The sequence below is a fragment of the Pseudomonas sp. 210_17 TE3656 genome, assembly GCF_054821965.1.
Map to the genome: position 1 here is coordinate 3,723,675 of NZ_JBTRBC010000001.1, position 22,096 is coordinate 3,745,770.

General features: G+C 62.4%; 19 protein-coding genes. 7 read left to right on the forward strand and 12 right to left on the reverse strand.

Annotated features, from left to right (window positions below):
• Positions 1 to 12: 12 nt before the first annotated feature.
• Positions 13 to 243 carry a hypothetical protein gene (locus ACVI9W_RS17520; protein WP_461530653.1) on the forward strand — a complete coding sequence of 77 codons (231 nt, stop codon included), beginning with the start codon at positions 13 to 15 and terminating at the stop codon, positions 241 to 243.
• Position 244: 1 nt separating this feature from the next.
• Here the strand turns inward: ACVI9W_RS17520 and ACVI9W_RS17525 are convergent, their stop codons facing one another.
• The 6 genes from ACVI9W_RS17525 to bglX form a co-directional block, all read right to left on the reverse strand.
• Positions 245 to 856, reverse strand: coding sequence for a flavin reductase family protein (locus ACVI9W_RS17525; protein ID WP_461530654.1), 612 nt, complete (start codon positions 854 to 856; stop codon positions 245 to 247).
• Positions 857 to 969: 113 nt separating this feature from the next.
• Positions 970 to 1,296, reverse strand: a complete 327-nt coding sequence (locus ACVI9W_RS17530) for a hypothetical protein (protein WP_191830963.1) — start codon at positions 1,294 to 1,296, stop codon at positions 970 to 972.
• Between the two features lie 330 nt (positions 1,297 to 1,626).
• Positions 1,627 to 2,946 (reverse strand): MFS transporter, encoded by a 1,320-nt coding sequence (locus ACVI9W_RS17535; RefSeq protein WP_400174090.1) that lies wholly within the window; start codon positions 2,944 to 2,946, stop codon positions 1,627 to 1,629.
• 164 nt (positions 2,947 to 3,110) lie between these two features.
• The gene (locus ACVI9W_RS17540) at positions 3,111 to 4,454 is read right to left on the reverse strand and encodes a sigma-54-dependent transcriptional regulator (protein WP_461530655.1); all 1,344 of its coding nucleotides are present in this window, start codon (positions 4,452 to 4,454) and stop codon (positions 3,111 to 3,113) included.
• Entirely contained in the window at positions 4,454 to 6,205 is a 1,752-nt protein-coding gene (locus ACVI9W_RS17545; protein ID WP_461530656.1) for an ATP-binding protein, read from the reverse strand. The genes ACVI9W_RS17540 and ACVI9W_RS17545 overlap by 1 nt, the downstream gene beginning before the upstream one ends.
• Positions 6,206 to 6,265: 60 nt before the next feature.
• Positions 6,266 to 8,557 carry a beta-glucosidase BglX gene (bglX, locus tag ACVI9W_RS17550; protein ID WP_461530657.1) on the reverse strand — a complete coding sequence of 764 codons (2,292 nt, stop codon included), beginning with the start codon at positions 8,555 to 8,557 and terminating at the stop codon, positions 6,266 to 6,268.
• A 183-nt stretch (positions 8,558 to 8,740) separates the two neighbouring features.
• On the opposite strand from bglX, the gene ACVI9W_RS17555 reads away from it, so the two are divergent.
• From ACVI9W_RS17555 to ACVI9W_RS17570, 4 genes are all read left to right on the forward strand, one after another.
• The gene (locus ACVI9W_RS17555; protein ID WP_461530658.1) at positions 8,741 to 9,343 is read left to right on the forward strand and encodes a LemA family protein; all 603 of its coding nucleotides are present in this window, start codon (positions 8,741 to 8,743) and stop codon (positions 9,341 to 9,343) included.
• Positions 9,343 to 10,083, forward strand: coding sequence for a TPM domain-containing protein (locus ACVI9W_RS17560; protein WP_461530659.1), 741 nt, complete (start codon positions 9,343 to 9,345; stop codon positions 10,081 to 10,083). The genes ACVI9W_RS17555 and ACVI9W_RS17560 overlap by 1 nt, the downstream gene beginning before the upstream one ends.
• A 27-nt stretch (positions 10,084 to 10,110) precedes the next feature.
• Positions 10,111 to 10,728 carry a TPM domain-containing protein gene (locus tag ACVI9W_RS17565; RefSeq protein WP_038607539.1) on the forward strand — a complete coding sequence of 206 codons (618 nt, stop codon included), beginning with the start codon at positions 10,111 to 10,113 and terminating at the stop codon, positions 10,726 to 10,728.
• Positions 10,729 to 10,834: 106 nt separating this feature from the next.
• Positions 10,835 to 12,052 (forward strand): class I SAM-dependent methyltransferase, encoded by a 1,218-nt coding sequence (locus ACVI9W_RS17570; RefSeq protein ID WP_461530660.1) that lies wholly within the window; start codon positions 10,835 to 10,837, stop codon positions 12,050 to 12,052.
• A gap of 99 nt (positions 12,053 to 12,151) precedes the next feature.
• On the opposite strand, the gene ACVI9W_RS17575 is transcribed toward ACVI9W_RS17570, so the two are convergent.
• The 5 genes from ACVI9W_RS17575 to ACVI9W_RS17595 all read right to left on the reverse strand — a co-directional run bounded on the left by ACVI9W_RS17575 (position 12,152) and on the right by ACVI9W_RS17595 (position 18,406).
• Entirely contained in the window at positions 12,152 to 13,039 is an 888-nt protein-coding gene (locus ACVI9W_RS17575; protein WP_157191324.1) for a DMT family transporter, read from the reverse strand.
• Between the two features lie 102 nt (positions 13,040 to 13,141).
• Positions 13,142 to 15,694, reverse strand: a complete 2,553-nt coding sequence (locus ACVI9W_RS17580; protein WP_461530661.1) for a TonB-dependent receptor — start codon at positions 15,692 to 15,694, stop codon at positions 13,142 to 13,144.
• A gap of 116 nt (positions 15,695 to 15,810) precedes the next feature.
• Positions 15,811 to 16,761 (reverse strand): FecR family protein, encoded by a 951-nt coding sequence (locus ACVI9W_RS17585; RefSeq protein ID WP_461530662.1) that lies wholly within the window; start codon positions 16,759 to 16,761, stop codon positions 15,811 to 15,813.
• Entirely contained in the window at positions 16,758 to 17,297 is a 540-nt protein-coding gene (locus tag ACVI9W_RS17590; protein ID WP_461530663.1) for an RNA polymerase sigma factor, read from the reverse strand. The genes ACVI9W_RS17585 and ACVI9W_RS17590 overlap by 4 nt, the downstream gene beginning before the upstream one ends.
• A gap of 86 nt (positions 17,298 to 17,383) precedes the next feature.
• A complete protein-coding gene (locus ACVI9W_RS17595; RefSeq protein WP_461530664.1) occupies positions 17,384 to 18,406 on the reverse strand; it encodes a DUF4917 family protein in 1,023 nt (340 codons plus the stop codon).
• A gap of 111 nt (positions 18,407 to 18,517) precedes the next feature.
• Between ACVI9W_RS17595 and ACVI9W_RS17600 the strand changes: the two genes are divergently transcribed.
• Positions 18,518 to 19,591 carry a glycerophosphodiester phosphodiesterase gene (locus ACVI9W_RS17600; protein ID WP_461530665.1) on the forward strand — a complete coding sequence of 358 codons (1,074 nt, stop codon included), beginning with the start codon at positions 18,518 to 18,520 and terminating at the stop codon, positions 19,589 to 19,591.
• A 70-nt stretch (positions 19,592 to 19,661) separates the two neighbouring features.
• Entirely contained in the window at positions 19,662 to 20,297 is a 636-nt protein-coding gene (locus ACVI9W_RS17605) for a LysE family translocator (RefSeq protein ID WP_038607552.1), read from the forward strand.
• Between the two features lie 28 nt (positions 20,298 to 20,325).
• On the opposite strand, the gene ACVI9W_RS17610 is transcribed toward ACVI9W_RS17605, so the two are convergent.
• A complete protein-coding gene (locus tag ACVI9W_RS17610) occupies positions 20,326 to 22,026 on the reverse strand; it encodes a SulP family inorganic anion transporter (RefSeq protein WP_461530666.1) in 1,701 nt (566 codons plus the stop codon).
• Between the last annotated feature and the right edge of the window lie 70 nt (positions 22,027 to 22,096).

A 22,096-nucleotide genomic window follows, 5' to 3' on the forward strand; every position in this document is an offset into this window, starting at 1 on the left:
GATTTGAGGCACATGGCACGTAAAGAGTTTTCGCAGTTCGAAGCAGTATCGGCCGCTGTGCGCGGCGAAGAAGGCTACTGCGCGGCGATCGCCGTCAAAGGCTTGGGCGCCGGCGGCGCACCGCGGTTTCACAAAGTGCTCGACGGGCAGACGTTCAAGACCGCCATGGCCGCTGACGAGGCGGCGTGTGCCGAGCTTGAACGCCTGCAGGACGTCAACGACGACGCCGAGCTGGTCTGGTAACTCAGCCGTTGACCTGCGGGCGGGCCATCTTGAACAGATTGCCCAGCTCGAAATAATCCGCAGGTCCACCCCCGCGCAGGATCGGCTGTGCGGCAGCGGTGTCGTAGATGCCATCCTTGAGCAGATGCTCGGCGATATGCACCGCCACCACTTCCCCGAGGATCAACCAGCTCGGTACCAGTTCTTGATCGGCGCGCTGCAGCTGGATGATCTGGGTCACCTTGCATTCGAATGACACCGGGCTTTCCTGCACTCGCGGCACGGCGATGACTTTGGACGCTACCGGGGTCAGGCCACTCAAGGCAAACTCATCGACTTCTGGCGAGACCGCTGCGCAGCTCTGGTTCATCGCCTCGGCCAGTGGCCGGGTCGCCAGGTTCCAGGCGAACTCGCCGGTTTTCTCGATGTTGTTCAGGCTGTCTTTGCGCCCGACGCTGGAGAAACCGATGATCGGCGGAATGTAGTTGAAGGCATTGAAGAAGCTGTAGGGCGCAAGGTTCAAGCGGCCCTCGGTGTCCTGGGATGAAATCCAGCCGATGGGGCGCGGGCCGACGATGGCGTTGAAGGGGTCGTGAGGCAGGCCGTGGCCTTTGGCGGGTTCGTAGTAGTACATCTGCGCTGGCCTTGCGGCCTTCCCTGTGAGTAAGCGCCTAGTGTGCCAAGGCTTTGCCTGGCTGAAAACGATTAAGCCCGGCCGAAGCCGGGCTGACTGCATCGCATCAGGGATTAGCTGATGCGGTGGGCCTGGGTGCGATCGAAGCCGTCTTCGGCGAATTTGGCGCCGCCAGTGCGATCGAAACCGTCTTCGGCGAATTTGGCGCCGCCGGTGCGATCAAAACCGTCTTCGGCAAATTTGGCGCCGCCGGTGCGATCAAAACCGTCTTCGGCAAATTTGGCGCCGCCAGTGCGATCAAAACCATCTTCTGCATAAGTCGCCGACTGGGTTTGTACGGCACCGAAGTTGTGGCTGTTGGTACGGTCGAAGCCGTCTTCGGCGAAAGCGTTGGCAGCCAGTACCGAGAAGGCCAGGGTCAGGATCAGTTTGCTTTTCATGGTCGTTGCTCCGGGGTGGTGAGGGGTTGTTTGTTTCTATGGGTTTAATCCTACGCCGATTAAATTGATTAAAAAGCGCAAAAAATAGCGTATATGAATCGAATAAATCGATTTATATGGCGACAGTAAGGGCCTCATCGCCGGCAAGGCCGGCTCCCACGGGGTTGAAGTTGAACAGCAGAATTGTGGGCGCTGGCCTTGCCGGCGATGCAGGCGACTCGGTCTGGCGATGGTTGAAGTGTGCGGGGCCGGGATTAATCGCGCGTTAAGAAACAAAAAAGGGGCAATCCGCTGGCGGATGCCCCTTTTTTACAGCCTGAGAACTTATCTTCAGTCAGTGGTGATCCGCGAATGCTTGCGGGTGTCTTTCATGAACACATACACCAGCAACGAGCAGGCAATACAGGCGGTCACGTACCAGTAGTAGCCGGTTTCCATGCCGATGCTCTTGAACCACAGTGCCACGTATTCAGCGGTACCGCCGAAGATCGACACGGTCAGGGCGTAGGGCAGGCCGACACCCAGGGCGCGGATTTCGGTCGGGAACAGTTCGGCTTTGACCACGGCGTTGATCGAGGTGTAGCCGCTGACGATGATCAGCGCCGCCATGATCAGGAAGAACGCGCCCCACCAGGTCTGGATGGTGTGCAGGGTGGTCAGGATCGGCACCGTGCACAGGGTGCCCAGGACACCGAAGGCGATCAGGATCGGACGGCGGCCGATCTTGTCGGACAGGCTGCCGATCACCGGTTGCAGGCACATGAACAGGAACAGGGTCGCCGCCGAGATGGTGGTCGAGTCGCTGATGCTCATGCCCACCGTGTTCACCAGGTACTTCTGCATGTAGGTGGTGTAGGTGTAGAAGGCCAGGGTGCCGCCCATGGTCAGGCCGACCACGGTTGCCAGTTCCTTGGGATGGCGCATCAGGGTGCGCATCAGGCTTTCCTTGGACTTTTCCTTCTTGGTGAAGGAGGCGGTTTCTTCCATGCCGCGACGCAGGTACAGGGCCACGACCGCGCACAGGGCACCGATCACGAACGGTACGCGCCAGCCCCACGAGTACAGCTGCTCGGTAGTCAGGGTCTGCTGAAGGATGATCAGCACCGCCAGGGCGATGAGCTGGCCGGAGATCAGGGTCACGTACTGGAAGCTGGAGAAGAAGCCACGACGCTCCTTGGTCGCCATCTCACTCAGGTAGGTGGCCGAGGTGCCGTATTCGCCGCCAACCGACAGGCCTTGCATCAGGCGGGCGATCACCAGCAGGACGGGAGCGGCAACACCGATGGTTTCATAGCCCGGGGTCAGGGCGATGACCAGCGAGCCTGCGCACATCAGCAGTACCGAGGCCATCAGGGCGGCCTTGCGGCCCTTGCGGTCGGCATAGATACCCATCAGCCAGCCACCGATCGGGCGCATCAGGAAGCCCACGGCGAAGATCGCGGCAGTGTTGAGCAGTTGGGCGGTGGTGTCGCCGGCCGGGAAGAAGGCTTTGGCGAAGTACAGGGAAAACGCGGCGTAAACGTACCAGTCGTACCATTCGACCATGTTGCCGATCGAACCGCTGAAAATCGACTTGAGTCGGCTTCGGGTGGTTTTTTCCGCGGCGGGCGCAATGGCCGCCCCGGCGGGCAGGGTGCTGGAGTTATCCATCGAAGGGACCTTCATAGTTGTTTTTGTGGAGCGCGTCGAAACGCAACCTGACAGGGCTATAGCAGGAGCTGTGCCAGGTGCGGAAGGCCCGGATTAGAAGGGTTTCGGTAAGCTGGTGAGCGGAAATCCGCTTATCTTTCGATGGCTGATCGGCAAGATTCCGCTTATTGCGGGCGGTCCGCGTCGAGGAAGTCTTCGCGCAGCAGGCCATGGCGCTGCATCTTCTCGTTGAGTGTGCGCCGGGGCAGTTGCAGTTCTTCCATGACCGCTTTGATCTCACCTTTGTGGCGGCTCAGGGCGGCCCGCAGGCACTGGGCTTCGAAGGCTTCCTGCTGGGCGGCCAGCGACTGTCCGGGCTCGACCTGGGCAATGCTTGGCTCTCCGAGGCCGAGGGCGTGACGCTCGGCGGCGTTGGCCAGTTCGCGGACGTTGCCGGGCCAGTCGTGGCTGAGCAGACGTCCCAGGTGCGCGCCGCTGAGCCGAGGTGCGCTGCGGCCGACGCGCTCGGCCGCCAGGCGGGCAAAGTGTTCGAACAGCAAGGGGATGTCTTCACGCCGCTCGCGCAACGGCGCCAGGCGCAGTTCGGCGACGTTCAGGCGGTATGCCAGGTCTTCGCGAAAACGTCCGGCGCGGGCTTCTTCGAGCAGGTCAGGTTTGGTCGCGGCGATGATGCGCAAATCGACGCTGATGCTCTGGTTGGCGCCAAGACGTTCGAGTTTCTGCTCCTGCAGCACGCGCAACAGCTTGGCTTGCTGGGCCAGCGGCATGCTCTCGATTTCATCAAGGAACACCGTGCCACCATTGGCGTATTCCAGCTTGCCGATGCGCTTGCCCTGGGCTCCGGTGAAGGCGCCGCTTTCATGGCCGAACAACTCGGCTTCGAACAGGGTTTCGGGAATCGCCGCGCAGTTGAGCGCAACGAAGGGTTTGTCGGCGCGCGGGCCGAAGTCGTGCAGGCAGCGCGCGACCTGTTCCTTACCACTGCCGGTCTCGCCGCGGATCAGCACGTTGACCGGCAGGCTGGCGAGGTCCAGCACCTGTCTGCGCAATTGCTGCATGCCCTGCGACATGCCCAGCAGGTTCAGCTCCAGGCGCGCCTTGAGGTCGGCCTGTTCATGCAGGCGGTGGTTTTCCAGCACCAGCTGGCGCTTCTCCAGGGCACGGCGCAGGCTGCCCAGCAGGCTTTCCGGGCTGAAGGGCTTTTCCAGAAAGTCATAGGCGCCGTTACGCATGGCTTCGACCGCCATGGGGACATCGCCATGACCGGTCAGGAGAATCACCGGCAGGTCGGTATCGCGGGCCTGGAGCTGTTCGAGTAACTGCAGGCCATCCATGCCGGGCATCCGTACATCACTGAGGATGACCCCGGGAAAGTGCGCGGGCAGCTGGTTCAGGCAGTCTTCGGCGCGGCTGAACAGCTGCACGCTGAAGCCGGACAGGCTCAGCCATTGCTCGACCGCAGTGCGGATGCTGGCTTCATCGTCGACGACCATTACCGAATTGAACATCAAGGCTCCAGATCACAGGGCAGGGTAAGGCTGAAGCGCGCGCCGCCAGGTTGATTGTCGACCGCAAGGCGCCCGCCGGCTTCATGAATGATGCCATAGGAAATCGCCAGGCCAAGGCCCAGGCCTTCACCCACAGGCTTGGTGGTGAAGAACGGGTCGAAAACGTTGGCCAGGTGTTCGGCGGCGATACCGCCGCCGCTGTCGAGGACGCTCAGGCGCCACTGCTCGGCCTCGATTTCGATACGGATTTCCAGACGTTTGTAGCTTTTCCCGGCCATGGCGTCGAGGGCGTTGCGCAACAGGTTGATCAGCACCTGCTCCAGGCGGATCGCATCGCCGCGCACCCAGGCCGGCCGGGCCAGGTACAGGGAGACTTTCACCTGTTCGGCGCGAATCCGCGTATCGAGCAGTTGCAAGGCCTGATCGACCACGGTGGCCAGGTCCAGACGCTCGCGCAGGCCGCTGGGGCTGTTGCGGGCGAAGGTTTTCAGGTGGCCGGTGAGCGCTGCCATGCGCGTCAGCATCTGTTCCAGCGGTTCCAGCGCCTGGCGGGCTTCATCGTAACGCTGGTTGTCGAGCAACAGGCGCAAAGTTGCCAGTTGCATGCGCTGGGTGGTCAGCGGTTGATTGATTTCATGGGCCAGGGCTGCCGACATCTGCCCCAGGGCCGCCAGCTTGGCCGATTGCACCAGGCCCTCCTGGGCGGTGCGCAGGTCGCGGGTGCGCTCTTCGACCAGGCGCTTGAGTTCTTCCCGGCTGCGCTGGCGCAAACGCGCCAGGCGCAGGCGCTGGCTGATGAACAGCAAGGCAAAGACCAGGCTCAGCCATACGGCCGCAGCGGAGAGGGCGGCATTGCGCCCGTCGTCACTGACCTGCGGCTTGCGCAGCAGGTGCAGGGTCCAGCCCTCGGCTTCCAGCGGCAGGCTTTCCCACAGGTATTCAGTGCTGCCTTCAGGGCCCTGCACGCGCATCAGGTGACTGTCGTCATCGAAACGGCTGAGCACCTGGTGCTGCAACGGCACCAGCTGTTGCTTGTCGTACTGGCGGGTGGCGGCCAGTTCGGCGTGGTCGGCGCTGCTCAAAGGCTTGAGCTGGCGGTAGCGCCAACCGTCCTGGTTGGCGATGAAGATGATCCCGCGGGCATCGCTGACCAGCAGGATGTCGTTGCCCTGGCGCCATTCACGCTCCAGTTCGGGGAACTCCAGCTTGACCACCATGGCCCCGAGGAAGCGGCCATGTTCGTCCTGCACGGCGCTGGAGAGGAAGTAGCCCGGCACGCCGCTGGTCACACCGACTGCGTAGAAGCGCCCGCTGCCCTGGCTGCGGGTCTGCTTGAAGTAGGGGCGAAAGCCGTAGTTGGAACCGACATAGGTGCTGGGCAGGCGCCAGTTGCTGGCGGCCACGGCCAGGCCGGTGCGGTCGAGCAGTTCCAGGGTCGAGGAGTTGGCCGCGCCATTGATGCGTTCGAGCTTACGGTTCAGGGCGTCCTGGACCTGCTCGGTGACCGGGCCACTGAGCGCGCTGATCAGCTCCGGGTCCAGGGCCAGGACGGCGGGCAGAGCGCGGTAGCGTTCGATCAGGGTGTGCAGCGAGGTGGCGTACAAGCCCAGTTGCTGGCTGGCCCGGCCGGCATCCTCGACCATCGACTGGCGTTTGGCGTGGTGCATCGCCCAGCCAGCAGTGAACAGCGTGCCGGCCAGGATGAAGAAAATGATCAGCCCCAGTCGCAGGGCACGAAACGAGTAAGGCATGGTGCAGATCCCGGCAGAGGGGGAAGGCCTCCTGGCCTTCCCTTGGCGCTTGGCAACGGATTACAGCAGTTCGAAACGTTGTTGCTGCACCGCCTGGGAGTCAAGCCCGATCTGGACATTGAACTCGCCGGGCTCGGCCGCCCATTGCAGTTGGGTGTTGTAGAACTTCAGGTCTTCTTCACTGATCTGGAAGCGTACGGTGCGCTCTTCACCGGCCTTGAGCATGACCTTCTGGAAGTTCTTCAACTCCTTGATCGGGCGGCTCATGGACGCGGCAATGTCTTGCACGTACAGCTGTACCACGGTTTCGCCATCGCGTTTGCCGGTGTTTTTCACGCGGATACTGGCTTCGAGGGTCTGGCCCTTTTTCAGGGTCTTGCTCGACAGGGTCAGTGGCGACAGGCTGAACTCGCTGTAGCTCAGGCCGTAGCCGAAAGGATAGAGCGGGCCGTTGGGCTCCTCGAAGTACTGCGAGGTGTAGTTGCCAGGCTTGCCCGGGGTGAAAGGCCGACCGATGCTCAGGTGGTTGTAGTACATCGGGATCTGCCCGACCGAGCGCGGGAAGGTGATTGGCAGTTTGCCCGAGGGGTTGTAATCACCGAACAGCACATCGGCAATGGCATTGCCGCCTTCGGTACCGGTGAACCAGGTTTCCAGGATCGCATCGGCCTGCTCGCGTTCCCAGCTCAGCGACAGTGGCCGGCCGTTCATCAGCACCAGTACCAGCGGCTTGCCGGTGGCTTTCAGGGCCTTGATCAGCTCGCGCTGGGCGGCCGGGATTTCCAGGGTGGTGCGGCTCGACGATTCGTGCGACATGCCACGTGACTCACCGACCACGGCCACGATCACATCGGACTGTTTGGCCGCTTTGACCGCTTCGTCGATCAGCAGCGCAGCCGGACGTGGGTCGTCGACGATTTCCGGTGCATCGAAGTTGAGGAAGTTCAGGTAATCGAGGATGGCCTTGTCGTGGGTGACGTTGGAGCCTTTGGCATAGATCACCTTGGCCTGGTCACCGAGCACCTGGCGCATGCCTTCGCGCACGGTCACCGACTGGTGTGGACGGCCGGCGGCGGCCCAGCTGCCCATCATGTCGATCGGTGCGTCGGCCAGCGGGCCGACCAGGGCGATGGTGCCGGCCTTTTTCAGTGGCAGGGTCTGCTCGCGGTTTTCCAGCAGCACCATGCTGCGGCGCGCCACGTCACGCGCTTCGGCACGGTGCAGGCGGCTTTCGGCGTAGGTATCGGCCGGGTCGTCGCTGGCCTTGCCGATGCGTCGGTACGGGTCGGCGAACAGGCCCATGTCGTACTTGGCGCCAAGCACTTCACGCACGGCGTTGTCGATGTCGGCCTGGTTGATTTCGCCGGCCTTGAGCAGGCTGGCCAGTTCTGAATCGTACAGCGAGTCGTTCATGCTCAGGTCGATGCCGGCCTTGATCGCCAGCTTCGCCGCTTCGCGGCCATCGCGGGCGACACCATGGCGCACCAGTTCGGTGATTGCCCCGTGGTCGCTGACGGTCACGCCCTTGAAGCCCCAGTCCTTGCGCAGCAGATCGTGCATCAGCCAGGTGTTGGAGGTGGCCGGCACGCCGTTGATCGAGTTCAGCGCAACCATTACCCCACCGGCGCCTGCATCGATGGCAGCGCGGTAGGGAGGCAGGTAGTCGTTGAACATCTTGGTCGGGCTCATGTCGACCGTGTTGTAGTCGCGGCCGCCTTCCACCGCGCCGTACAGGGCGAAGTGCTTGACGCTGGCCATCAGGCTGGTTGCCTCGGCCGGGCTCTTGCCCTGGAAGGACTCGACCATGACTTTGGAAATCCGCGAGACCAGGTAGGTGTCTTCACCAAAGCCTTCACTGGTTCGGCCCCAGCGTGGGTCGCGGGCGATATCGACCATTGGCGCGAAGGTCATGTCGATACCGTCGGCGGAGGCCTCGAGGGCGGATACCCGTCCGACCTTGGCGATGGCGTCCATGTCCCAGCTCGAGGCCAGGGCCAGGCTGATCGGGAAAATCGTGCGGTGGCCGTGGATCACGTCGTAGGCGAAGAACATCGGGATCTTCAGGCGGCTGCGACCTGCCGCGTCCTGCATCGGACGGTTTTCGGCACGGGTGATCGAGTTGAAGGTACCGCCGATGCGGCCGGCGGCAATTTCCTTGCGGATCTGCTCGCGGGGCATTTCCGGGCCGATGCTGATCAGGCGCAACTGGCCGATTTTCTCGTCCAGGGTCATCTGGCCCATGAGGTCGGCGATAAAGGCCTGTTTGTTCTTCAATGGCTCTGCAGGGGTATCGGCAAAGGCCGACTGACTGGCCAGGCTGACGACAAGGCCCAGCAAACACAGCTTGTTCATTAATTCTGTTCTCAAGGCCCGGGGCAGTATTCACGGTGATACTGCCCAGCCGAAGTTGGGGAAGCGGCTATTGTTGTAGTTTGCTGGGGCATCTTTTAGCCGATTGGGCCATCGCGATCCAGCGGCGGTGACGGATTATGCCTCAAGTACACGGGTTCACGCTGATCAAGGAGTAGGGCAACTATGCAGGTAATCCAGTTCAAGGGCGTTAGGCTGTGGCTGCTGCTGATGTTGGGCAGCCTGCTGGCCGGCTGCGGGATCAACAACATTCCCGACTACGATGAGCAGGTCAAGGCCGCCTGGGCCCAGGTGCAGAACCAGTACCAGCGCCGCGCCGACCTGATCCCCAACCTGGTGGAAACGGTCAAAGGTTATGCCAAGCAGGAACAGGAAACCCTGACCGCGGTCATCGAAGCGCGAGCCAAGGCCACGTCGATCCAGGTGGATGCCAGCACCCTGGATGATCCAAAGAAGCTACAGCAATTCCAGGAAGCGCAATCGCAACTGACCGGGGCGCTCAGCCGCCTGATGGTGGTATCGGAGCGTTATCCGGACTTGAAGTCGAACCAGAACTTCCTTGCCTTGCAATCCCAGCTTGAAGGCACGGAAAACCGCATTGCCGTGGCCCGCAAGGATTTCATCGCCGCGGTTCAGCGCTATAACACCGAAATTCGCACCTTCCCCGGGCGTATCTGGCACACCGTGATGTACAGCAGCCTGCCGCTGCGTGAGACCTTCGAGGCCACGGCCAGCGATGCCGACAAAGCCCCTGAAGTGAAATTCTGATGCGTCTGTTGCACTGGACGCTGCTGCTGGCGCTACTGATCGTCACGCCGCTGCGTGCCGAGCCGAGCTTCCCGGCCCTGACCGGCCGGGTGGTGGACAATGCCGGACTGCTCGACGCCGGCAGCCGCGATCAGCTCGAGCGCATGCTCACGGCCCATGAACAGGCCACTGGCGAGCAGATCGTGGTGGTCACGGTAAATGATCTGCAAGGGCTGCCCATCGAGGACTTCGGCTACCAGCTTGGCCGCCACTGGGGCATTGGCCAGAAGGGCAAGGACAACGGCGCGCTGTTGATCGTCGCGCCGCAGTCGCGCAAGCTGCGCATCGAAGTCGGCTATGGCCTGGAAGAGCGGCTGACCGATGCCCAGGCGTCAGTGATCATCAATGGCATCATCAGCCCGGCGTTTCGCCGCGGTGAGTTCAGCCAGGGCATCGTCCAGGGCACGGCGGCAATCCTCCAGGTATTGGGCGGTAACCCCTTGGCCGAGCCGTCGCGGGCTCAAGGCGGCGGTGAAGAGGGTGCGCCGGCCTGGGCCGTGGGTCTGTTCGTATTGCTGATTATCGTGGTCTTCGCTGCGCAATCCATGGGGATCGGTGGCGGCCGTGGTGGCCGTGGCGGCATGGGCGGTTTGGGCGGTGGTTTCGGCGGCTATGGCGGTTTTGGTGGCGGCGGCGGCGGTGGCGGTTTCAGCGGCGGTGGTGGCGGCTTCGGCGGTGGTGGATCCTCCGGTGGCTGGTAGAACAATAATCAACGAGATACCCAGTGCATGACATTGCTCAGTGAATTTGAACAGCGCCAAGTCGCCGAGGCCATCGCCCGGGTCGAGCGGCGCACCGATGCGGAACTGGTCACGGTACTGGCGACCCGTGCCGACGACTACGCCTATATCCCCTTGCTCTGGGCCAGCCTGCTGGCCTTGCTGGTGCCGGGCGCTGTTTACTACCTGGGTGGCTGGTTGAGCGTAAACGGCTTGCTGATCGCCCAGTGGCTGACCTTCATCGTCTTGAGCCTGGTGTTTCGTCTACCCAGCCTGACTACCCGCCTGATCCCGCGTACGGTGCGCCACTGGCGCGCCTCGAACCTGGCCCGGCGGCAGTTCCTGGAGCAGAACCTGCACCATACGGCCGGTAGTACCGGGGTGCTGATTTTCGTCAGCGAGGCTGAGCGTTACGTTGAAATCCTGGTTGATGAAGGGATCTCCCGGCATCTGGATAACCAGGTGTGGGACGGCATTGTCCAGCGCTTTACCGAACAGGTGCGCCAGGGCCAGACCCTGCAGGGTTTTGTCACCTGTATCGAGGCCTGTGGCGAACTGCTGAGCCAGCACGTGCCCTTGACCCATGAGCGCAACGAGCTGCCCAACCGACTGGTGGTCCTGGCTTGAGCGGGGAACGCTGATCGACAAAAGCTGTGCGCAGGCCGGTCATCCACGTAAAATACCCGGCATTGCGCCTAGCCGCTCCCTCCGCAACCCGAGGCACCCACTCCCGATGTCCGATTCCCCAACCGCCCAGGCCGCGCCGGATGCGCGTGCGCAGTTTCTGAGCCTGCTCGCCACCAGCCTGCAACAAAATGCCCTGATCAAGCTGGTGCTGGCGCGCCATGTCGGCACTGAAGAAGCCTTGCAGCGGATCATCGCCAAACCCTTGACCGTCAAGGGCCAGGCTTGCCTGTCACTGGTCTACCGCTACCAGACCCGCGACATCACCCGCAACCTGCCTAATGACGAGGCCCTGGCGCTGGTCGCCGAGTTGCTGCCGGGTTCGTTCCGCAATGCCCACCTGCTGAGCCTGAGCGACGAAGCGCAATTGGAGTTCAGCAAGAAAGGCAAGCCGATGCTGCATCGCAGCGCCGTGCAGCAGGAGCGTCAGGCGCCTGCCGGCGAACATGACCGGGAGAAAAAGCGTTATCTGGAGCTGAGCCGTCCGTTCCTGCATGACCTGGGCGTCACCGACAAGCAGCAAGCGTTGATCCCGGCGATGTCGCGCAAGTGGAAACAGATCAACAAGTTCATCGAAGTGTTTTCCCATGCCTTGAACTCGGCGCCGCTGGCCGCCGATCAACCCCTGCGGGTGGCCGACTTCGGTTCGGGCAAGGGCTACCTGACCTTCGCCATCCACGATTACCTGCGCAACACCCTGCAGCGCGAGGCGCAGGTGACGGGGGTCGAGTTGCGTCAGGACATGGTTGAGCTGTGTAACGCGGCGGCCAAGCGCCTGGAGCATCCGGGGCTGGTGTTCGAGTGTGGCGATGTACGCAGCGTGGTGCCCAGCGCCATCGAGGTGATGATCGCCCTGCATGCCTGCGACATCGCCACCGACTACGCGATTCATACCGGTATCCGCTGTGGTGCGGCGATCATCATGTGCTCGCCGTGCTGCCATAAACAGATTCGTCCGCAGTTGCACAGCCCGGGCTTGCTCAAGCCGATGCTGCAGTATGGGCTGCACCTGGGGCAGCAGGCCGAAATGCTCACCGACAGCTTGCGTGCCTTGTACCTGGAAGCCTGTGGTTATGAGACCAAGGTGTTCGAGTTCATCTCGCTGGAGCACACCAACAAGAACAAGATGATCCTCGCGGTGAAACGCCAGACGCCGGGGGATTCAACGGCGCTGCTGGAGAAGATTCAGCAGTTGAAGGAGTTTTACGGGGTCAAGGAGCATTGCCTGGAAACCCTGTTGCGCGCGGATGGCTTGATCGCATTGTAGGAGCGGATTTATCCGCGATGGACTGCGTAGCGGTCCCATCTTCTGGGGCCGCGCTGCGCCCCATCGCGGATAAAATCCGCTCCTACAAAAACAGACCGCTCAAGCCCTGACCGGTGCCGGGTGTACGCGGGTCTTGCGCCCCAACACCACGGTACCGATCACCCCCGCGGCAAATACCCAGGTAATCGGCTCGACCTGCTCACCAAAGAACAGCGCGGAAAAGGCGATGGTGAAGAAAATCTGCAGCAACTGGATCTGGCTGACCCGGGCGATGCCACCCAGGGCCAACCCGGCATACCAGGCAAAGAAGCCGATGAACTGCGAGAACAGCGACACATAGCCAAAAGCCCACCAGGCCTGTGCACTGACCGGCCCCTGATGTTGCAGGGCCAGGTACACCACCGGGCCGATCAACAGCGGGCTGGCCAGCACCAGGGCCCAGCAGATCACCTGCCAGCCGCCCATCTCGCGCGCCAGTCGTCCACCTTCGGCATAACCCAGGCCGCCGACGGCAATGGCCGCCAGCATCAACAAGTCACCGGCCTGAATCTGCCCGGCACCCATGATCATCGCGTACACCAGCACCAATGCACTGCCCAGCGCGGCGCAGGCCCAGAAGGCTTTCGACGGCCGTTCGTGCGATAGCCAGGCCGCATAGAAGGCGACGCACAAAGGCTGCAGACCGTTGACCAGGGCACCGTGAGACGCAGGCACCGTCTGCATGGCCCAGGCGGAAAACACCGGAAAGCCAAGGATCACCCCCAGCGCCACCAGGCTCAGGCCTTTGATCTGTTGCCAGGTCGGCCATTTCTCCCGACGCCAGAGCAGCAATGCCGCCGCCGGGATTGCCGCCAGCAGGGCGCGGCCGAGGCCGTTGAGCAACGGATGCAGCTCCTGTACGACGATACGGGTCATAGGCAGGGTCAGGCTGAAGATGATGACACCGAGCAGGCCAAGGGCCATTCCGGTGTTTTCGCGGCTGGACATAGCAAAAGCCTGTGGCAGATAAGTCCAGTCATTGAGCCACAGCCGACACGGATGATCTTGTTACAGTTGCTCACAAGTTCATCCGTACAGTTTGCCGCCGCTTCAGAAGAAGCGGGTAATGCTCACCTTGGCATTGCGGCCCTGGCTATAGGCATAGGCGCCACTGAGTTCGGAGCGGTAGTCGTTGTTGAACAGGTTGTCGACGGTCAGGTTGACCTCGGTGCCTTTGAGGTACGGCTGTTGCGGCTTCCAGTTGGCGAACAGGCCGTGGATCTGATAGTCCTCGTTGGCGTAGTGATCGTAGTAGCGGTCACCCAGTGAACTGGCCGGTCCTTCGCGGTAGTTGTCGCTGGGCAGGCGGTCGGTCTTGCGCACGAACTGTGCCTGCCAGCCGACCTTGGCGTCCCAGCTGGGGATTTTCACCCCGAGCGTGGTGATCCATTTCGGCGCCGGAATGTCCTTGGCCCAGACGTCCGGCCCCCAGGGGTTGGTGTAGGCACCCTCATGGCGGCCAGTGATCCACGAGTACGACACCGCACCGAACAGGTAGGTGGAGTCGTAGAAGCTTTCGACCTCGAAGCCCTTGATGGTGACACTCTTGATATTGCGGTAATTGGACATCAAGCCTTTGCCGCAGGCCTTGGCGATGCTCTGGCCGCTGACCAGTTGCTCAGGGCAGCCGATGCCGGTGGCTTTGAAAATTTCGTCTTCGATTTCGTTGCGAAACAGGGTGGTGCGGATCAGCACATTGTCGTGGTCGGTGAATACATCCGAGAGGGTGGTGATGTTACCGGCGCGCAAAGCGGTGATGCGCTCCGGGTCGAGGTTGCGGCTGGATGCAGTGCGGCTGCCGAGGCCCTGGATTTCGTATTGCTCGTCGAGCACCGGGGCGCGCCAGGTTTTGCTGTAGTCGGCGAAGAACGCCGTCTGTTCGTTGGTCTTCCAGAAAATCGACAGGCGTGGCGACCAGCCGCTGTAGGTCTTCTCGCTGTAGTCGTGCCCAAGCTTCGGATCGTTGTAGAACGGTGCATCGTTTTCCTTGCCCTTGTTGGCGACGTGGTCGTAGCGCAGGGAAGGGGTCACGGTCACCTCTCCGAGGGTGACGGCATCCTGGATGAAGTAACCCTGGCTGTCGACGCTACCGCTGGGCATGAAGCTCGGCTGGTAGTGGCCGTAGTTGTACAGGGGCGTGTCGTATTTGCTGCCCGGCATCCACATCTGCGTGTCGCGCTCGTGGCGGCGCACCTGGAAGCCTGTGGTGAAGGCATGTTCCAGCGGTCCGGTGGCAAACAGGCTGGTGTTGCGCACATCGAGCATCTGGTCGGTGTATTCGGTGTCCATCTTGCGTCCGCCGGTGGCCGGCTGGAAGTACGCGGTGGCATCGCGTTCGTCGGTCTGCTCGGTATCCGACACCGAGTACTTCACCTGCAGGTCCACCAGCGGGTTGTTGATCGGCTGGTATTTGTAGGTGGTCGACCAGGTGGTATCGGTGGTGGTGCGATGGGCCAGGTAACGCCGGACGGCGTTGTCGTAGCCCCACTTGTTGATATCGGACTGGGTCGGTGGTGTCGGGTAAGCGGTGGAGGAGAACGGCGCCCAGCGCTCGCTTTGCGAACGCGACCAGGAAAAGCCCAGGCTGTGCTCGTCGGTCAGGTGCAGGTTGAACTTGAGCAGCGTACCGTCCAGGTCCAGGGCGCTGTTGGGCAGGCGCTGGGGGTTGATCGGGTAATCGTTGTCCGGGTCGGGCAGGGTACCGGCCAGTTTCATGTCGTCGCCGTCACGCTTGGTCAGGTACACCAGGGCGTCCATGCGGCCATCATCGGTGCGGCCAAACAGTGCCGAACTGTAGACCTGCTGATGGTCGTTGCTGGCATAACCGTACTTGAGCATGGCGCCGCTGTTGCGGCCTTCCTGCAGCAGGTCCGGGGCATCCTTGGTGGTCATGTTGACGCTGCCGCCGAAGCCGCCGTTGCCGGTGTAGATCGAGTGCGGACCTTTCTCCACTTCGATGTTCTTGATCAGCTCCGGCTCGATGAAGATGGTGCCCTGCTGATAACGCTCGAAGCCGCTTTTGGTCGCGCCATCGACGGTCATCGGCACATCTTCGGCGTCGCCCAGGCCCCAGATGTTGATGGTCTGGCCACCGGGCTTGACCGAACCGCCCATGTTCACCCCGGGCAGGGTCGACAGCACGCTGGGAATGTTGCTGGGCTGGTAGCGGTCGATGTCTTCCTGGGTCAGGGTCGAGCGGCCGACGGTGCTCGGATCGACCTGCTGACCGTCGCCAACGATGCTCACCGCGCTCAACTGGATACCGTTGTCGGCGGTCGGGTCATCTTCGCGCAGGCGCACCACGTAGGTGCTACCAACCGTGACCACGGCGAAGCGGCTGTTGCGCAGCAGTTGGTCGATGGCCTCCAGAGCTTCGTAAGAACCGTTCAGGGCCGGAGCTTGCACACTACGCAGCAAGGTTTCGTCGAACAGCAATTGCACCTTGGCCTGTTGGGCCAGCTGGCTCAGCGACACCGCCAGCGATTGCGCTGGCAGGTTCAGCGCCACCGGCGCCGCCTCGACTTGCAGGCTCAGGGCCAGGCAAGCCGCCAGCAGCGATGGACGGGCAGACAAAGGTGTGAATGGACGAAACGCACGCAACATGAAATCCCCCAGTACGGCAACAAAGGCCAAAAAGGCCTGCAATGAATACGCAGACGGGAGGAAGACGCGGTGCTGCTGAAAACCCTCATATGCGAATGAAAAATATTCTCAGATTTTTACTCGCGCTCGATCCGCAGGCGGCCGTCGGCCAGGGTCACGGTCTTCACCGGCAGCAGTGCGGGCAAGGCATTGAGCAGGGCATCGGGGTCGTTGACATCGAGGTTGCCCGAGACCCTGTAGCGGCCCAGGGCCGGATCGGCAAGGAGGATGTCCGCACGGCGATAGAGTGAAATTTCATCGACCAGGCTGCTCAGCTCGCGGTCGCGAAAGGCCACATGACCGCCACGCCAGTCGGCCACTTGCTGATCGTTCAAGGTCAGTCTGTCGAGGCTGCCACGGGCGAAATCGTAGGTGGCGCGCTGGCGGGCGCCGAGCAACGCCGGGGCCCGCTGTTCGCCCGGCGTCTCCAGCGCTACCTGACCGTGAGCGACGCTCAGCACCAGCTCCTGGCGGCTGCGGCGCAGGTCGAACGCGGTACCGACCACCCGCACGCGGGCGCTACCGGCAACCACGAACAACGGGCGCTCCTTGTCGGCGGCAACCTCGATGTACAGCTGGCCCTTGTCCAGGTAAATCAGGCGGCGTTCGGCGTCGAAGTCCAGACGCAGATGGGTGTGGGCATTGACGTTCAACCGGCTGCCATCAGGCAACTGCAGGGTTTGCGGCTGCTCGTTGTTGGCTGCCACGGTGTGCAGGTAGTGAGTGGCGGGCAGTCCCAGGTTGCCCGCCAGCAGGGCGCAGACCAGTGCGGCGGCGATGGCCAGCGCCGGCTTCCAGTTGCGGGCTTTGCGCGTGGGCAAGGGCACTGGCCGGTTGATGCTTTTGAGTGCGGCCAGGTCATCCCAGAGTTGTTCGAACTGCCTGTAGGCGCGGGCGTGTTCCGGCGTCTGCATCCACAAGGCAAAGTCCTTGCGCGAGGCGCGCGCAGGGTTGTTGCGATTGTGGGTAAACCAGCTGGCCGCCTGGGCATCGACCAAAGACTTATCGATTTCGCGGGGGGTGGTCATTCTGGCTGCTCCATGCCGTTGTCACTGTCCAGGCGTTGTTTGCAATGCAGCAGGGCGGCGGCAATGTGTTTTTCCACCATGCTCACGGAGATCCCCATGCGCTCACCGATCTGGGCCTGCGTCAAACCTTCGAAACGGTGCAGCATAAGGGCTTCGCGCCGGCGCGGCGAGAGTTCGGCGAGGACTGTTTTCAACTGCTCCAGGCGTTGTTGCTGCTGGGCATGGTTCAGCGGGTCGGCAGCGTTGTCGATGCTCGCGTCTTCATCGGCCTGGGTCTGTTCGTCGAGCACGGCGTGACGAACACGCTGGCGGCGCCAGTGATCGCTGAGCAGATTACGTGCGACCTGGAACAGAAACGCCCGTGGTTGCTCCACCTGGGAACGGTCGCGATAGCCCAGCCACTGGGTGAATACGTCCTGGGTCATGTCGGCGGCATCACTGGCATTGTCCATGCGCTTGCGCAGGAAGTGCAGGATGTCGGCATAAAACCCGCGGCAGCTGTCATGCGCAAGCGGGTCGGATTTGGGGCGTTGCATGCAAGCTTTCCAGGACGTACCGGCAAAGAAAGTTGCGAATACTATCGATAATGATTGTTATTTGCTATGAAGAAATTGCCGCGCTGTCAGCGTCGCTTGCGAACCGGCACGGGTACCTGGACTTCCAGGCCGGGTGCGCCCAAGGGGTGGCTGCTGGCGTCGAAGAAGTACAGCGGCAGGTCTGCAGTGTCGGCAAAACGTTGGGCGTAATGCTGCTTCTGGCTGATGATCGAGGCCTCGCTCAACGGCCGGATGGCAATCGCCAGGTGTGCCGGGCGGGCCCGCTTGAGCGCTTGCAGCAGGTGGCGATCGCTGCTGTCCAGGTGCTGACCGAACAGGCACAGCCCGCCTTGATGCCCCGCCAGTTCGCCGAGACACCAGCTCAGGTAGTCGGAACTGCGGATCGCCTTGAGCTTGTCGTCGCTGCTGCTTTCGTTGACGAACAGCGGTACATCGCCGGGCGTGTTCACGGCAAAACCATCAAGCAACTGGCTGTCGCTGGCACTGCGCTGGCGGGTACTGCCGTCCTGTTGCTTGAGCAGGTGCAGGCCACCGTGCAAGTACAGCAAGCGGGTGCCGGGGTTGCGCGTGTGGCGGATATCGAAGAGGCCTTCCTCATCGAACAACGACTGGAAACCCTCCGTGGACTGACTGGCGGCCCAGTGGCAGAGCAGGTCGTAGTTGCTTGAGTAAACGCTGTGGTAATTGCGCAGTTCGCTGTTGATCAGTTGCAGGGTCGACTTGGGCAGCAGGCGCCAGGGGATGTGCACGCTGCGCACGGCATGAATCAACGCTTCCTTGATCGCGTAGTAGCGGTTCAGCGGTGCGGACGAGCTGATTGCCAGGGCGGCGTTGATGCGTACCGTTGTGTTCAGGGCGCTGAGCACCGGCTCGAACAGCTCGCTGCCGAGGGATTTGAACAACGCCTGGTCGGTCAGGCTCAAGGGCTTGTGACGCACCCGCTGGGCTTCTTCGAACAGCGAAAAATAGGTGAACGGGCGCCACAACGCTCGACTGGCGCCATTGCCCAACAGCAGGCCGCTGCACGGGTGCTTGGCGATCAGTTCAGGCCAGAGGTGGAGGCTGGCGTCGAGGTCGGTGTGAGGCATGGGTTCATTGTTCCAGGTGGGTCGCGTGATCGGCGCGACTTTAACATGCCACCGGGTTGTCATCAGTGTCGGTGACTATGCTGGTTTTGCTAGCGATGAAGAGGAAGCGTCATGACGTTGCAAGGAATCCGCACATTTGCCTGTTTGCTGATGCTGCCCCTGGCCGGGCTGGCTGCGGCCGATCAGGGCCGCGATCTGGCGACCCGCCAGGGCATCCCGCACCCAGCAGTGATCGCCCATCGCGGTGCATCGTTCGATGCGCCGGAGTCCACCGCCCCGGCTTATCTGCTGGCCCGGGAGCTGGGCACGGATTATCTCGAACTGGACCTGCAACGCAGCAAAGACGGCGTGCTGGTGGCGGTACACGACGACAACCTGCAGCGCACCAGCGATGTCGCCGAGCGCTTTCCCGAGCGCAAGGACAGCCCGGTCAGTGCCTTCACCCTGGCTGAGCTCAAGTCGCTGGATGCCGGCAGCTGGTTCAATCAGGCCAATCCCGAACGGGCGCGGCAGCGCTTCAAGGGCCTGCAGATCCTCACCCTGGATGAGGTCATGGACATCGCCGAAGGCCAACCGGACAAGCGCCCCGGGTTGTATATAGAAACCAAGGTGCCGACCTTGTTCCCGGGCATCGAGGCCGACCTGAAGGCGCGTCTGCAGGCCCGTGGCTGGCTCGACACACCTGGTCGGGTGGTGCTGCAGAGCTTTGATCGCAACAGCCTGGCGATGCTGCACAAGGAAATGCCACAAGTGCCCAAGGTCCTGCTGTTGTGGATCGGCAAGGGCAGCATCGAGCCTGCGTCCGGGCAGAGCTTTGCTGAATCCGGCGAAACCGACAAGGCGGCGTTCTATGCCCGCCAGCAACCCCGGGACAAGGCCGAGTTTGCACGCTGGCTTGATTACGCCAAGGACGCCGGGGCCATCGGCACCGGACCTTCGGCAGCGCTGACAGCGGGTGGGGCGCAAAGCTATGCCGACCTGGTGCAACCCTGGATGAACCAGCTGACCCATGACAAAGGCCTGCTGGTGCATGTGTACACCGTCGATGAAGACGTGGACTTCGCCAAGGTCATGGCGGCCGGTGTCGATGGCATTTTCACCAATCGCAGCGGCCAGCTCCTACGTTACCTGGCCAAACCGCCGGCGCTGAACGAAGTGCAGATCCTCGAGGCGCAGGGCTATTGAGCATCTGGCCTGACGCCAGCGGCTGCCGTAGACTTCGGCCTTTGCGCCCTCGCTCAGGATCCAATCGCCGATGACTTTCTCGCTGCTGTTTGCCGTGCTGGCTTCCGGATTTATCTATGGCATCACCCCGGGGCCGGGCGTGCTCGCGGTGCTGGGCATTGGCGCGTCGCGCGGGCGCAAGGCTGGGGCCGGTTTCCTCTGCGGTCATCTGCTGGGCGACGTGCTGTGGTGCAGCACGGCACTGGTGGCGATTGTCGGTGCCCGCCAGATCGGCAGTTCGGTATTCGACATTCTTGGTCTGCTCAGCGGCCTGTACCTGTTCTGGCTGGGCTTGCGCGCGCTGCGCAGCCGTCCGGGTAATGGCCAGGGCGAGCAGGGCCCGGTACGCCAGCCGTTCTGGCACGGCATCGTGTTTGGCTTGACCAATCCCAAGGCCTACCCGGTGGCAGTGGCGACTTTTACCGCGCTGATCTCCAGCCGCGCCGAAACCCTGGAATGGTCGATGCTGCCAGCGCTGATTGCCCTGAGTTTTGTTGGCGGCCTGTTGGCCTACGTGATTCTCATCGCCATTGTCGGCGCCCGTCATGTGCGCACGCTCTACACCCGCTATGAACTGTGGATCACCCGCGCTTGCGGGGTGATGTTCATCGGCTTCGCGGTCAATGCCCTGATGCATGCCTTGCCGGGGCTGATGCCGCAGCGTTAATGCCAGCTTCATCGCGGGGCAAGTCGGATCATTCAGCCACCGTCTCCCTGCGCATGCGGTTACGCCACAACCGATATGCCCGAATCCCCGAACGTACCGAGCCGAACAGCATCCCGTTCTCCATTTCCCGGGCGATCCCCGAACGCACCAGCATGCGCAGAAAGCGCCCGCGCGCCCGCGCAATGCCGAAGCGGATGCCACGTGCCTCAAGGGTTTCACGCACTTCCCGTAGCGCCGCAATGCCGCTGACGTCGATGGAACTGACCGCCTCGGCATCGAACAACACCGCACGCGGCTCAAGCTCGCGTTGCACTGCTTCCAGCAGACGCATCTTGAAGTAGTCGGCATTGAAGAACAGGATTGCGTCGTCGAAGCGATACACCACCAGGCCTTTGACCGTACGCGCGTCCTTGTGCCCTTCGATATCGACCTGGCCTTCAATGCCCGGCACCCAGCCGAGCACTGCGTCGGTGGGCTGGTAGATGCTGTAGAGCAGGCGCAGGATGGCCAGGGTCACGGCGATGATGATGCCCGGCAACACCCCGACGCCGAGCACGCCAACGGTGGTCAGCACACACAGCCAGAATTCGAAACGGCTGAGCTTGTAGATCTTGCCCAGGGATTTCACGTCGATCAGGCCCCAGCCGGCCATCAGCAGTACCGCGCCCAGCGCCGCCTGGGGAATCCAGGCCATGGGGGCGGTGAAGAACAACAGGATCATCGCGATTACCAGAGCGGCGATGATGCCCACCAGCTGGCTCTTGCCACCGACCATGTCGTTGACCGCCGTACGCGAGTCGGCGCCGCTGACGGCGAAGCCCTGGGAAACCCCGGCGGCGATGTTGGTCACCCCCAGAGCGAGGAACTCGTGGTTGGCATTGATCGCATAGCCATGCCGGGCGGCAAAGCTGCGGGCGGTCAGCATCGCGCTGCAGAAACTCACGGTGGCGATACCCAAGGCGTCACGCAGCAGGCTTTTCATTTCCTCGAGGTTGGTTTGCGGCCAGGCCAGTTCCGGCATGCCGGCTGGCACCGGGCCGAGAATCGCTACGCCGAAGCGGTCCAGGCCGAACACGCCGACCACCAGTGTCGCCAGCACCACCGTCACCAGCGCGGCGGGTAGCCGGGGGAATCGGCGCGGCAACCAGATCAGCAACGCCAGGCCGACCAGTCCGATACTCAGCGTCACCCAGTGGATTTCCTCCAGGCGCTGCAGCAGGTTGATCAGGCTGAGGATGAAACCGTTGCCTTCGATCTGAAAGCCCAGCACCTTGCCCAGTTGGCCCGCCAGCAGGCTCAGGCCGATGCCGTTGAGGTAACCGATCAGAATCGGGCGTGAGAAGAAACTGGCGATAAAGCCGGCGCGCGCCAGCCCGGCCCCGATCAGCATCAGGCCGACCAGTATGGTGACAATCACCGATAACTGCGCCAATCGGGTGGGGTCACCCAGCGCCAGCGGCGCAATGGCCCCGGCGACCATGGCACAGGTCGCCGCATCCGGGCCGACCATCAACTGCCGCGAGCTGCCGACCAGGGCATAGACCATCATCGGCAAAATGCAGGCGTAGAGCCCGTACTGTGGCGGCAGGCCGACGATCTGCGCATAGGCGATGGCGATCGGGATCTGGATCGCCGCCACCGACAACCCGGCCTGCAGGTCGGCATGGAACCATTCACGGCGATAGTGCAAGAGATTGGCCAGGCCCGGAAGCCAGCGAGAGAGCAACATGAACGGGTCCTTTCGAGTGTTTCGCAACAAGGCTGAGGAATACGCAATAGCGTTAATTAAAGCGCATTGC